This is a genomic window from Serratia sp. 14-2641, from assembly GCF_001692375.1.
GTDB lineage: Bacteria > Pseudomonadota > Gammaproteobacteria > Enterobacterales > Enterobacteriaceae > Chania > Chania fonticola_C.
In genome coordinates, this window is sequence record NZ_LXKR01000013.1 from 62,815 (window position 1) to 75,427 (window position 12,613).

General features: G+C 50.9%; 11 protein-coding genes. 7 read left to right on the forward strand and 4 right to left on the reverse strand.

Going from position 1 to position 12,613, the window contains the following annotated elements; all coding sequences use genetic code 11:
• Window positions 1-25: 25 nt before the first annotated feature.
• Window positions 26-868 carry a 23S rRNA (adenine(2030)-N(6))-methyltransferase RlmJ gene (locus A6U95_RS07000; RefSeq protein ID WP_021181782.1) on the reverse strand — a complete coding sequence of 281 codons (843 nt, stop codon included), beginning with the start codon at window positions 866-868 and terminating at the stop codon, window positions 26-28.
• 302 nt (window positions 869-1,170) lie between these two features.
• On the opposite strand from A6U95_RS07000, the gene A6U95_RS07005 reads away from it, so the two are divergent.
• The 3 genes from A6U95_RS07005 (at window position 1,171) to A6U95_RS07015 (ending at window position 3,135) form a co-directional block, all read left to right on the forward strand.
• The gene (locus tag A6U95_RS07005; protein ID WP_081375788.1) at window positions 1,171-2,046 is read left to right on the forward strand and encodes a hypothetical protein; all 876 of its coding nucleotides are present in this window, start codon (window positions 1,171-1,173) and stop codon (window positions 2,044-2,046) included.
• A complete protein-coding gene (locus A6U95_RS07010) occupies window positions 2,043-2,522 on the forward strand; it encodes a DUF1240 domain-containing protein (protein WP_065683970.1) in 480 nt (159 codons plus the stop codon). Before A6U95_RS07005 ends, A6U95_RS07010 begins: the two co-directional genes overlap by 4 nt.
• Window positions 2,523-2,670: 148 nt before the next feature.
• On the forward strand, window positions 2,671-3,135 hold the full coding sequence (locus tag A6U95_RS07015) for a DUF1240 domain-containing protein (RefSeq protein WP_083196329.1): 465 nt from the start codon (window positions 2,671-2,673) through the stop codon (window positions 3,133-3,135).
• A 49-nt stretch (window positions 3,136-3,184) separates the two neighbouring features.
• Here the strand turns inward: A6U95_RS07015 and A6U95_RS07020 are convergent, their stop codons facing one another.
• Entirely contained in the window at window positions 3,185-3,664 is a 480-nt protein-coding gene (locus tag A6U95_RS07020; protein WP_065684042.1) for an Hcp family type VI secretion system effector, read from the reverse strand.
• A gap of 423 nt (window positions 3,665-4,087) precedes the next feature.
• Here A6U95_RS07020 and prlC point away from each other — a divergent pair, with 423 nt between their 5' ends.
• From prlC to A6U95_RS07035, 3 genes are all read left to right on the forward strand, one after another.
• Window positions 4,088-6,130, forward strand: coding sequence for an oligopeptidase A (gene prlC / locus A6U95_RS07025; RefSeq protein ID WP_065683972.1), 2,043 nt, complete (start codon window positions 4,088-4,090; stop codon window positions 6,128-6,130).
• 8 nt (window positions 6,131-6,138) lie between these two features.
• Complete coding sequence (gene rsmJ / locus A6U95_RS07030) at window positions 6,139-6,885, forward strand: 16S rRNA (guanine(1516)-N(2))-methyltransferase RsmJ (RefSeq protein ID WP_065683973.1); 747 nt, start codon at window positions 6,139-6,141, stop codon at window positions 6,883-6,885.
• 130 nt (window positions 6,886-7,015) lie between these two features.
• The gene (locus A6U95_RS07035) at window positions 7,016-8,908 is read left to right on the forward strand and encodes a 5'-nucleotidase C-terminal domain-containing protein (RefSeq protein WP_065684043.1); all 1,893 of its coding nucleotides are present in this window, start codon (window positions 7,016-7,018) and stop codon (window positions 8,906-8,908) included.
• Between the two features lie 48 nt (window positions 8,909-8,956).
• Here the strand turns inward: A6U95_RS07035 and A6U95_RS07040 are convergent, their stop codons facing one another.
• Window positions 8,957-10,336: a PTS transporter subunit EIIC gene (locus A6U95_RS07040; protein ID WP_065683974.1), complete on the reverse strand. Its 1,380-nt coding sequence runs from the start codon at window positions 10,334-10,336 to the stop codon at window positions 8,957-8,959.
• A 298-nt stretch (window positions 10,337-10,634) separates the two neighbouring features.
• Between A6U95_RS07040 and A6U95_RS07045 the strand changes: the two genes are divergently transcribed.
• Window positions 10,635-11,834 (forward strand): enolase C-terminal domain-like protein, encoded by a 1,200-nt coding sequence (locus tag A6U95_RS07045; RefSeq protein WP_065683975.1) that lies wholly within the window; start codon window positions 10,635-10,637, stop codon window positions 11,832-11,834.
• Here the strand turns inward: A6U95_RS07045 and A6U95_RS07050 are convergent.
• Entirely contained in the window at window positions 11,822-12,547 is a 726-nt protein-coding gene (locus A6U95_RS07050) for a GntR family transcriptional regulator (RefSeq protein WP_065683976.1), read from the reverse strand. The genes A6U95_RS07045 and A6U95_RS07050 overlap by 13 nt on opposite strands.
• Window positions 12,548-12,613: the final 66 nt, after the last annotated feature.

Genomic DNA, 12,613 nt, shown 5'->3' on the forward strand with positions numbered 1-12,613 from the left:
CCCAGGCAGGCGACCATCATCGAACTTATTCTGGTACGACCCAGTTCACCAGGTGGTGACCGATACCGGACGGCACCAGTACCTTGTGTAGCCACGGCAGCACGTTGTTCATTTGCTGTTCCAGCTTCCAAGGTGGGTTAATCACGATCATGCCTGAAGCCGTCATCCCGCGTTGATCGCTGTCGGGCTTCACCGCCAGCTCGATTTGCAGGATACGGCGGATGCCGGTCGCTTCCAGCTCTTTGAGCATGCGTTTGATCTGCTGGCGCATCACTACGGGATACCACAGGGCATAGGTGCCGGTGGCAAAACGCTTGTAGCCTTCCTGAATGCCTTTCACCACGTCTTGATAATCGGTTTTCATCTCATACGGCGGGTCCATCAGGATCAGGCCACGGCGTGACGGAGGCGGTAACTGGGATTTTAACTGCTGGTAACCATCGGCACGTTGCACTTTGGCGCGCTCGTCTTTCTGGAATTCGTTACGCAGCAGCGGGAAATCGCTTGGGTGCAGCTCTGTCAGATGGATTTTATCCTGCGGGCGCAGTAACTGACGGGCGATCAACGGAGAGCCAGGGTAGTAACGCAGGGTGCCAGAACGGTTGAAGTTGTGCACCACGCTCATGTAGGCCGCCAGCTCTTCTGGCAGATCGTCACGTTGCCACAGTAGGCCGATGCCTTCCAGGTATTCCCCGGTACGCTCGGCATGCTCACCGCTCAGCTGATAGCGCCCGGCACCGGAGTGGGTATCCAGGTACAGCAGCGGCTTATCTTTTTCTTTCAGCGCCTCAATGATCAGGCTCTGAACGGTGTGCTTGAGCACGTCGGCGTGGTTGCCGGCGTGAAAACTGTGGCGGTAACTTAACATGGCGTTTTGTGCTTCCTGATTTTCGAGTTATTTTCAATAAAATCAACTCATTAAATGCAAAAGAGTTCTGCGTGTTTACTGCAAACTCGTAGATCAACGAATTTAAGCTACCAAGTATAAACCGCCTTGCTGGTAAAAAGCGAAAAGCGTTGCAGCCTGGAGGGATCTACGCCGGTATAGGCAAAAATGGGCGATAGCTATAAGGGAATTATTTTGATTGTTCTTTATACAATGCTGAATTTCAATTATATTAGTGGATGAGTAAATGGAGATACTTTCTTATAAGGCAACCGGAGGCCGCGATGAAAGATAGAATATACCCCAACTATCTCACGGGAAATAATTCCACTCTTTTCCCCACACCACCCGATCATGGTGCCTATGCCCGACGAATTGCGGAAGAAAAATTCCAGGCTTGCATGAATGCCGAACAGCGTCACATCATGCTGCTTACCAAAGAAGAAGCCTATGATGTTCTGGAGTGCTTTGGAGAGTTTGGCCGAGGCGATCGGCAGCTTGATGAGGGCTTTCTCAATATCAACCGTGATGAAGGCCTGGACTATCTGGGATATGCTGCCACCTATAGCGGTAACGCGAAGGATTTTTATTCTGCGGCGGATCTGGTCAGGAAGTTGGGGGGCTTTGGGATAGCCGCTATCATTTATGTCGGAAGAAACGGTGAGAAGCTAATCAAGATCACCGGCTACCCAGGTATTAGACGGATCTTAAATGGAACGCGTTATTCGTTAAATAATATGCAAATTGTGCAGATTGGGGTCGGGGTAAAAGGGCTTAATCATACTGCTATACAGGGTATGAAATGGAGTATATATGTCTCTTTGGCCTACCGTAGCCTGGAGTTTATACTAAAGGATGAAAGCACTGCGGCTAGTTTTTTAGGAAATGTAACTAGTGATATTGTCAAAGCGGTTGTCGTTACTGTTATCATGAGAGCAACATCGTCCGCGTTGTTAATAGGAGCGGCTGTTTCCTTAGGTGGTGCTATTATTGGTGTCGCCATTGTGGCATTTTTTATTACGATGGGTCTAGAGTATTTAGATCGGGAATATGGAATCACTAATAAAATTATAGAAAAAATAAAGGAAATGGAAGCGCAGACACCAAGAGTTTCAAGTGTGTTAGGAACAAATAGCCAAATTTTATACAATAAACCATGAAGAATAAATTAATAGCCAACGTGGGCGAGACAGTTACAATAAAAGAGCGTTTAAGTTCTTTGCTTGTCGCCGGGATTTTTTCTTTAGGTTGCATTTTTGCACCAAGTATTATTAGCAACTATATCATCAGCTTTACCTATCCTGATGTTATTTCATTTAACAGGTTAGAAACTTTCATTTTAGCAATCATTCCTGCAAGTGCCGTATATTTCCTTATGTTCTTCCATTTGTCTATTACCGGCAAAAATTATCTAGCTAAATTCAAGCCTATACTTATATACTCTTTGCGCCTTACCGCTTTTTTGCTTGTTGTCGCCTTTATTTTTAATTGGCATTTTACCACAGTGTTGGATCAGCATGGCTATGGCACCTGTTGGAAAAGAAGCTTGTATTCGGAGACGGTCTATATTAAAGATGCCGAGGAATGTAAAAAAAGAGGGTCAGAGGTACTTAGAAAACCAAGATCAGCTTACTAAAAAATATGCAAATTGTGCAGGTGGTAGTAGGGTCTTGATCATAGGAATAAAATAGATTTTTTGTCTCTTTTGTCTACTGCGAATATAGTGGGTGATGTAATAAATGTGGTGAGTAAGCAATCAATAATCAATTGATTTATAATAAAATATGAAAAAATCACAAAGGAAAAATACGATAAAGGCCACAATGCAAGAAAGACTAAGTGCATTATTAGTTTTGTTCATCGGTGTTATGGGTATTCTATTGATTTTCCCGCTGGTAGGTAACTACATGGTTAGCTTTAGTTTTCCCTCAGTCGTGTCGTTCAATAGACTCGGCACTTATATTATCTCTGCGTGGCCAGTCAGTGTCTTGCTTATCATTATAGGAGGGTATTCTTTTTTTACTGGTGATAAGGATTTCATTAGATTTAAAATGATAACGATATGGTCTTGTCGAATCACCATGCTTGGTATGATTGTTGCGACTCTATTTAATTGGCATTTTACCACCGCATTGGATCAACATGGTTATGGTATCTGTTGGAAAAAAAGTATATATGGGGAGACACTCTATATCAAAGATGTCAGCGAATGTAAAAAAAGAGGAACCCAAGTGCTTAAAAGACCCTGAGCAGTTTATAGACGTTAGGGTCTCTTGGTAATAGAGACCCAACTAGACGTTAATAAACTCTGTCGTCCCATACGCTATAACCTGATGTGCCAGCGATATGGTGCTGGCAAATAATATCTTTATAACGTACAGAGATAATTTCTTCGGGTTGTGCACTAGAATGCGTTAAGCAGTGGGGATAGTTTATGTTGAAATCTACGATGGTCGCCTCTCTGAGTTCGATCGTGTAGTACAACTCTTGAGCACCATTTTGCGATGTGCGGTAAAAATCAAACTTAAGGTTAAGCAACTCGTTATTAGAAATAGCCAGCAAAAACAAAGGGGATGATTTATCCTGAGGCTTAACAAAAATCACTGGGTTATGCATCACATTTTCGCCCCGGCTGATGTTATGCGCGAGCTTAAGAACCAGTATCTGGTTTTCGTGGCCTAACTGGTGCTTGTTGCCGATTGAATCCGCTGTAGAACACCCTGCCGATATCAACCCTTGCTGTTTTCCGTTAATCGCCACGTAAATATTATTTGCCATCATAAACTCCTTGTAATGTAATTGACTGAGATCGGTTAAAAAGAACGCCAAACCATTCTGTATCAAATTAAGCTTAATTAACATGGTTTTTAGCGCATAGACTTGATTTTTTTAACTCAGAATATAAGCTTTATCAATAAATAAAAATGATTTATCAAGTGCATTGTATGCATATGCACGTGTCTCGAAATGGGTATTAATGAAAATGAGAGTGTTTTATATGTCCTTAGCGGGGTCGCCTTCCTACTTAATGCAATCGTGGCTTATCTTCTTCACTAAACGATCCGCGTTAGTGAAGAAACGGATGCAATCACACGCTTGACCATTGATTTTCCCGTCAGTTGGCACCATGTTAGATAGAAGTTTATCTTTGTCTGGCCTGATGTGCGCATCGGGTCCACCACCCTAATCAGGACTTCCTCTATGACCAATGCGTTGCTGACACCGTTTGCCTTACCGCCGTTTTCTGCCATTCGCCCTGAAGATATCGTCCCCGCGGTGACATCCGCACTGGCCGACTGCCGTGCTGCGGTTGAGCGCGTCGTGGCACAACCGGGGCCGTTTACCTGGGAAAATCTATGTCAGCCGCTGGCCGAATCTGACGATCGCCTGTCACGCATCTGGTCACCTATTGGTCACCTAAACTCGGTAAAAAACAGCCCGGAACTGCGCGAAGCTTACGAACAGGCGCTGCCGCTGCTTTCCGAATACGGTACTTGGGTGGGTCAGCATGAAGGGCTGTACCAGGCCTATCGTAATCTGAAAGAGGGCGAAGGTTTTACCAAACTGACTGCGCCACAGCGCAAGTCGGTAGAAAACGCGCTGCGTGATTTTGAGCTGTCGGGCATTGGCCTGCCAAAGGAAAAACAAAAGCGTTACGGCGAGATCGTGGCGCGTCTGTCCGAACTGGGTTCGACCTACAGCAACAATGTGCTCGATGCCACCATGGGTTGGAGCAAATTGATCACCGATGTGAATGAGCTGAGCGGCCTGCCGGAAAGCGCACTGGCCCAAGCCCAGGCGATGGCACAGGCTAAGGAGCAGGAAGGCTGGTTGCTGACGCTGGACATGCCGAGCTATTTGCCGGTGATGACCTATGCCGATAACCAGGCGCTGCGTGAAGAGATGTATCGTGCCTTCACCACCCGCGCCTCCGATCAGGGGCCAAATGCCGGTAAGTGGGATAACAGCGAAGTGATGGCGGAAACGCTAGCTCTGCGCCACGAACTGGCACAGCTGCTGGGTTTTGCCAGCTATGCGGATAAATCACTGGCGACCAAGATGGCAGAAAGCCCGGAGCAGGTGCTCGGTTTCCTGAGCGATCTGGCCAAGCGCGCTCGTCCTCAGGCAGAACAGGAACTGGCACAGCTACGTGCCTTTGCCAAGCAGCACTATGGTGTGGATGAGCTAGAGGCTTGGGATATCAGTTATTACGGAGAAAAACAGAAGCAACATCTGTTCTCCATCAGTGATGAGCAACTGCGCCCATACTTCCCGGAACAGCGCGTGCTGGAAGGGCTGTTCGAAGTGGTTAACCGTATTTACGGCATCACCGCCAAAGAGCGTCAGGGTGTCGATACCTGGCATCCGGAGGTGCGTTTCTTCGATCTGTTCGATGCCAAAGGTGAACTGCGTGGCAGCTTCTATCTGGACTTGTATGCCCGCGAGAACAAGCGCGGTGGTGCATGGATGGATGACTGCGTCGGCAGCCTGCGCAAAGCCAATGGCGAATTGCAAAAGCCGGTGGCTTATCTGACCTGTAACTTTAACCGCCCGCTGGGCGACCAGCCGGCGCTGTTTACTCATAACGAAGTCACCACGCTGTTCCATGAGTTTGGCCACGGTCTGCACCATATGCTGACGCAGATCGATACCGCCGGGGTTTCTGGTATCAACGGTGTGCCTTGGGATGCGGTAGAGCTGCCAAGCCAGTTTATGGAAAACTGGTGCTGGGAGCCGGAGGCGTTGGCATTTATCTCTGGTCACTTCCAGACTGGCGAACCACTGCCGAAAGCCCTGCTGGACAAAATGCTGGAAGCGAAAAACTATCAGGCAGCGCTGTTTATCCTGCGTCAGCTGGAGTTTGGCCTGTTCGATTTCCGTATGCACGCCGAATACAGCCCGGAAAAAGGGGCGCAGATCCTGCCAACCCTGGCCGAAGTGAAGAAAATGGTGGCGGTGGTGCCTTCACCAAGCTGGGGCCGTTTCCCACACGCATTCAGCCATATCTTTGCTGGTGGCTATGCGGCGGGTTACTACAGCTACCTGTGGGCGGAAGTGTTGTCGGCAGATGCCTACTCGCGCTTTGAAGACGAAGGGATTTTCAACGCTGAAACCGGTCAATCCTTCCTCGATAACATCCTGTCACGCGGGGGGTCCGAAGAGCCGATGGAATTGTTCAAACGCTTCCGTGGCCGTGAACCGAAGCTGGATGCTATGCTGCGCCATTACGGTATTAAAGGGTAACCCGCCAAGTGAGCGTGTTTTTATTGTGTGAAGCAGGCGCCGACCCCGGCGCCTTGTCTATTTTGGCCGATCGTTGGCAGCTAACCAGCGACGAAGATGCGACGATGGCGCTGGTGCTAACGCCAGAACGGTTGGAACTGCGCAAGCGCGACGAGCCAAAGCTTGGCGCTATCTACGTCGATTTTATCGCTGGCCCGATGGCCCATCGGCGGCGTTTCGGCGGCGGCCGTGGCGAAGCTGTGGCCAAAGCGGTAGGCATCAAAGGCAGCTATGTGCCTAGCGTGGTGGATGCCACTGCCGGGTTAGGGCGTGACGCGTTTGTTTTGGCATCGCTGGGTTGCCAGGTTCGCATGTTGGAGCGTGATCCAGTCGTAGCTGCGTTGCTGGAAGACGGCCTGCAACGGGGCTATCAGGACGCGGAGATCGGCCCTTGGCTACGTGAACGCATGACGTTGCTTCATGCCTCCAGCCTGACGGCGCTGAGCGATCTCGATCCACGCCCGGAAGTGGTGTATCTCGATCCAATGTTTCCGCATAAGCAGAAGAGCGCGTTGGTGAAAAAAGAGATGCGGGTATTTCAGTCGCTGGTGGGCAGTGATGATGATGCCGATGGCTTGCTGGAGCCAGCCCGAAGGCTGGCTACCAAAAGGGTCGTGGTGAAACGACCGGATTATGCCCCTCCGCTGGCCGACGTTCCTGCTCATGCAGCCACGACCACCAAGAATCACCGTTTTGATATTTATATGCCGCTGTAAGCTAAACGTGAGGTGGAATTCATCGACCCTCCTCACATTTCCTATGCTCATTCTGCAATGTCACTGGTAACGCTGAGATGTGCGTCGCATAATCCTGTTTAATTACAATCAACTATAATGAAACGACATGATGAAAAAGACGCTGCTTTCCCTGCTGCTTTGCTTGAGTACCTCTGCCATGGCCGCTGAACCGGTAAATATCACCATTCTGGGCACCTCCGATCTGCATGGCACCTTCGTGCCTTGGGATTACTCTACCGACACCGAGAACCTGGCGGGCAGCCTCAGCCAGATTGCCACCCAGGTGCATAAAGTCCGTGCCCAACAGCCGAACGTGATCCTGGTAGACGCCGGGGATACCATTCAGGGCAACTTTGTTGAAACCTTCAAGAATGACAAAACCAGCCCGATGATCCTCGGCTTTAACGCGTTGGACTACGACGTATGGGTGATGGGTAACCACGAGTTCGATTTTGGCCTGAAGGCGCTGGCAACCCCACTCAGCCAGTTCAAAGGCACCGCGCTGGCGGGGAATATCTTCTGGGACAGCGGCAAGCCTTACCTGCCTGCCTATAAGATCGTTGAGCGCCAGGGGGTGAAGATTGGCATTATCGGTATGGATACGCCGATGACCGCCGAATTTGCCAAGGGCACCGATCGCATCGACGGCCTGACGTTTACCGATCCGGTGCAGGCGGTGAAAAAGGTGATCCAGCAGATCCACGGCCAGGTGGACGCCATCGTGCTGGTGGCCCATATGGGGATCGATAATGAGAACCAGCGGCCGGGTACCGGCGTGGGCGATATCGCGCGGGCCAACCCAGAGCTGGCGGCGATCGTTGCCGGGCATATGCACGTCAAGGTGGATAAAGAGGTGATCAACGGCGTGATCGTCACCGAGCCGGACAAATACGGCCGTGCGCTGTCGCGAATCGATCTGCAATTTGAGCAGCAAAACGGCAAATACGTGCTGATCAATAAAGACAGCTACACCTACCCGATCAAAGGCGTCAGCTCCGACAAAAAGCTCGAGGAGATCTACCAGCCGTTCCATACCATCCTGCGTGCCAACGCCAACCGGCCGATTGCACAACTGACCGGCCAGGATCTGGTGCCGCCGGATGCGGTGAAAGGTATTCCACAGGTACATATTCAGGATACCGGCATCAGCGCCCTGTATCAGGAGGCTGCCCGTCACTATGCGCCTAAGGCCCAGGTGATCGCGTTGCAGATTGATAACGACAGGCCGAAACTGAACGTAGGCACTATCACCGCCAAGGATATCGCCTTCAACTATCAATATGCCGGTGGCGAAATTACCGTCTACAAGTTGACCGGTAAAGAGCTGAAAAAGTACATGGAGTGGTCAGCGGACTACTTCAACCAGCAGCATGATGGCGATGTCACCTACAGCTTTAACCCACAGCGCCGATCGTCCAAATACTCAACCAATGACTTCTTTGACGGCGTGACCTATACCATCGATCTGCGTAAACCCGTTGGGCAGCGCATTACCGAGTTGAAATTGAACGATGGCACCCCGGTGACCGACAGCACGCCGATCCAGTTGGGGATGAACAGCTATCGCATGGGTCACCTGACGCAGAAAGGTGGCGTACTGGAGGGTATGCAGTTTCCGGTGCTGTCAGATACCAAAGCGGAGTTCGGCGAGGAGGCAGGGACTATCCGTAATCTCACTATTCGCTATCTGACCGAGGTGAAGAAGGGCGAATACCAGGGCAAAGCGATGCACCGCTGGAAGCTGGTGGGGCTGGAAGGGTATGAACGTGAGCGCAAGATTGTGGACAAGTTGCTCAATGACGGCAAAATCAGCGTGCCAACCACCGATGATGGGCGCTATACCAACGTGGCCTCCATCAACGTCAAAGAACTGCTATTTAGCGATCCGCAAATGATGAAGCAACAGGTTGCGGCGCTGCAAAAACAGGCGCAAGAGGCGACCGATCCAGTCATCAAACAGCGCTTGAAGGAACGCGTGGTGATTATCGAGGCGCTTAACTAACCAAAGCTGGGTTTCCCCCTCCCAATAAAACAGGAGGGGGAGTGTGGCTCACTGGATGGTCTGTTTATCCACCAGGAACAACGTCAGGAAGAAAGAGATGCCTATGGCCAGGGCGATGCCCACAACGGTGAAGATAAAGTATGGGCCGATATAGGCAGGCAGGCTGAAAATGCTGGACAGAATATAGCCGTATATACGCACGCCGAAGAAGGCAATAAAGGCCGAGGCCAATGAACTGGCCAGCGTGGTAGCGATAAATGCTTTTTTATAACGCGTCAGCACCCCGAACAGCGCAGGTTCGGTGATCCCCAGCAGGGCGGAGATGGCGGCCGAAACAACCACCGATTTCTCTTCACGGGTATTGCTGCGCAACCAGATTGCAAACGTTGAACCTGCAATCGCCATATTGGCCATAAACATCATCGGCATCAGCATGTCGTAGCCACGGTCGGTAAAGTTTTGCAGGGCGATGGGCGTCATGGCGTGGTGCATTCCGGTCAGGATCGCGATTGGGCGAATGGCACCGACCACCAGACCGGCAAAACTGGCAGAGATACTGAACAAGCCCTCGATAAAAAGCGCCAGTCCCTTGCCCAGCCAGATTCCCACCGGGCCGATGATCACCAGCGCCACCAGTGCGGCAAAGAACAGCGAAAACGTGGGGGTAAAGACCGTTTTCAGCACCGCAGGCATCAGCTTATCGACCCAACGGTGGATATAGCTCAGTGCCAGCACGGAGAAAATGACCGGGATCACGCTGGAGGCATAGTTGAACACCGATACCGGGATCAGGTTGAGAAAATAGAAGGCGCTCACCGCATCCGGCGTATGGTTGGCGAGCGCTTTTGCCGCTTCGATCAGCGAAGGATACATCAGGCTGGCCGCAACGGCGGCGGCCAGGTATTCGTTGGTTTTGAAAATTCGCGCGGCAGAAACCGCCAGGAAAAAGGGCAGAAAATAGAAGACGCCGCTGGCGATCAGATCGATAACGATCACCGTGTCACTCTTGGCGGAAACCAGTTTTAACGCAATCAGCCCAGCCAAAAGCCCCTTGATCATCCCGGCCCCGGCGATGGCCGGGACTATGGGGCCGAACACGCCGGAAACGGTATCCATAAACAGCGAAATCAGGCCTTTCTTCGGCTTGCGTGCAGCTAGCGTATCGCCATCCGTTGGCTCGCGCGGTGCCAGTACCTGAGTCAGGGCTTGGTACCAGTGATTCACCTGCGGGCCAATAATAATCTGGAACTGCTCGCTTTGGATTTGTGCACCCAAAATACCCGGCAGCGATTTAATGCTCTGCTGATCAATTTTATTCTCATCGATAACGTCAAAGCGCAGGCGCGTCATACAGTGCCAGACTTTATTGATATTTTCTGAGCCACCCACCAAGTGAATGATGTTATTTACCACTGAGGTATTCACCATGAAATGGTCCTGGTTTTATGTTGTCTGTTAGCGGGAAGATAGCATTGGATGGTAGGGAATCACTAAGTAAAAAACAAACCAATAAAGCTTGATGATAATCACATAATTGCATTTAAAGCGGGCTGTGTTGGGGGATTTTGTAAATTGGTCTGGTTTTTATGCGGAATTAAACGTGTTTTTTGAACCAAAAAAATTAATAGTAAAAGTGAATTGCAGAGAACCTTAAAATAAGGCAATAGTAAAAAGAGAGTATCACTGGAGTTATATATTTACGGGTTGCCTCCGTGCAGGAGAAAGAATGTTACCAACGCTGATCAAAGACATTGAATGCTTTATTACCAAACCAGATCGCCATAATCTGATTGTGGTGCGGGTGACCACGGACCAGGGCGCGATCGGCCACGGTTGTGCCACCTTCCAGCAAAGGCCGCTGGCGGTCAAAACCATGGTTGATGAATACCTCAAGCCGCTGTTGCTGGGGCGGGATGCCAACCACATCGAAGATCTGTGGCAGATGATGATGGTCAACGCGTACTGGCGCAACGGCCCGGTGATTAATAACGCCATTGCGGGCGTAGACATGGCGCTATGGGATATCAAGGCCCAGCTGGCGAAGATGCCGCTGTACCAACTGTTTGGCGGTAAGTCGAAGGATGCCATTGCCGTGTATACCCATGTGGCGGGTGAAAGCCTGGAGGCGCTGTACACGCAGATTGATCCGCTCTTGCAGGCTGGCTATCGCCATATCCGCTGTCAGCTTGGTTTTTATGGCGGTACGTCACAGCAGATGCACACCACCCGTCAGCCCACCCCTGGCGCGTATTACGATCAGGATGAGTACATGGCTAACACTGTCGCCATGTTCAAAGCGCTGCGGGAAAAATACGGTCAGGCTTTCCATATTCTGCACGACGTTCATGAACGGTTGTTCCCCCAGCAGGCCGTGCAGTTGGCCAAAGCGCTGGAACCTTATCAACCCTATTTTATTGAAGATATTCTTCCACCGCAGCAAAGCGCCTGGTTGGAACAGGTTCGGGCGCACTCCACGGTGCCGCTGGCGTTGGGCGAGCTGTTCAATAACCCGGCGGAATGGCAGGATTTGATCGTGCAGCGGCGTATTGATTTTATTCGTTGCCATGTCTCGCAGCTGGGGGGCATTACCCCGGCGCTGAAACTGGCAGTGCTGTGCCAGGCCTTCGGGGTCAGGCTGGCCTGGCATGGGCCACCAGATATGACGCCTATCGGCGTGGCGGTGAATACCCATCTGAATATTCATCTGCATAATGCGGCCATCCAGGAATATATTCCGGCACAGGAGAACACCCTTGGGGTCTTCCCAGGCGCTCCGCAGGCTGAGGCGGGTTACATGTATCCTATCGATCGGCCCGGCATCGGGGTTGGCTTTAACCCGCAGGCGGCGGATGCCTTCCCGGTGGAGTATCGCCCGCATGAATGGACGCAAAGTCGCCTGCCGAACGGTGCCATTCATACCCCTTGAGGAGGCGTTTGGCGAAATTCCAGATGATTGCGGTTAAACGGGATCACGTAGGTGCAGGCGTAGTCGATATCAATAACTTCACTGATTTCGAATACCTTGCCACCTTCGAGGATGCCACGATTGTGGATCAGCATGGCCGGAATACCTTTCTTGCAGCCCAGCAGGGCCGCCTGCTGGCGATCAATGACAATGGCCTGATAGCGGGTAAGCATATGTGAGATAGTCAGGCCTTTGCCCAGCACATAGTTTTGGATAGAGCTTTCGATCGCCCGCCGGTTCAGATCGGGGAAGGTGCTGGCGGGCAGTTTGGAGTGTTCGATCTGCACGGCCACTCCATCCACGTAACGCAACCGGCTGAATTGCCAAATATACTCCTCTGCCGCCAGGCCAAAGACCACCCGATCGTTATTGTCGGGCAATTTCTTATGCAGGCTGAGCATCAGGAAAGCAATGCGTGCAAAGCGCTTTTCGGTGATGGAGTTGTACACCAGCGGGTTAGTGCGTGCACGTTCGTTAATATAAATCCCCGACCCCTGGATCACTTCAATCACGCCAATGCTGACCAGTTTTTCCAGCGCTTGGCGAATGGTAAATCGTGAGACGCCATACTCTTGCGCCAATTGGCGCTCCGGCGGCAGTTTGCGATTTTCCAGGGTGCTGTGTTGATAAATTTTGCTCAGCAAATCCTGGATAACAAACTCTTTTTTCTTCATGGCGCGATCTCGGCAGGGGGATGTAGCCAGTCTATGATCAATAGCGGTAGAGAGAAATGGGGGCGT

Excerpts from the sequence above, each read along its gene's own strand:
- A6U95_RS07000 (WP_021181782.1), bottom strand. The coding sequence starts at position 868 with ATGTTAAGTTACCGCCACAGTTTTCACGCCGGCAACCACGCCGACGTG.
- A6U95_RS07045 (WP_065683975.1), top strand. The coding sequence starts at position 10,635 with ATGTTACCAACGCTGATCAAAGACATTGAATGCTTTATTACCAAACCA.
- A6U95_RS07040 (WP_065683974.1), bottom strand. The coding sequence starts at position 10,336 with ATGGTGAATACCTCAGTGGTAAATAACATCATTCACTTGGTGGGTGGC.
- prlC (WP_065683972.1), top strand. The coding sequence starts at position 4,088 with ATGACCAATGCGTTGCTGACACCGTTTGCCTTACCGCCGTTTTCTGCC.
- A6U95_RS07035 (WP_065684043.1), top strand. The coding sequence starts at position 7,016 with ATGAAAAAGACGCTGCTTTCCCTGCTGCTTTGCTTGAGTACCTCTGCC.
- A6U95_RS07050 (WP_065683976.1), bottom strand. The coding sequence starts at position 12,547 with ATGAAGAAAAAAGAGTTTGTTATCCAGGATTTGCTGAGCAAAATTTAT.
- A6U95_RS07010 (WP_065683970.1), top strand. The coding sequence starts at position 2,043 with ATGAAGAATAAATTAATAGCCAACGTGGGCGAGACAGTTACAATAAAA.
- A6U95_RS07015 (WP_083196329.1), top strand. The coding sequence starts at position 2,671 with ATGAAAAAATCACAAAGGAAAAATACGATAAAGGCCACAATGCAAGAA.
- A6U95_RS07020 (WP_065684042.1), bottom strand. The coding sequence starts at position 3,664 with ATGGCAAATAATATTTACGTGGCGATTAACGGAAAACAGCAAGGGTTG.
- A6U95_RS07005 (WP_081375788.1), top strand. The coding sequence starts at position 1,171 with ATGAAAGATAGAATATACCCCAACTATCTCACGGGAAATAATTCCACT.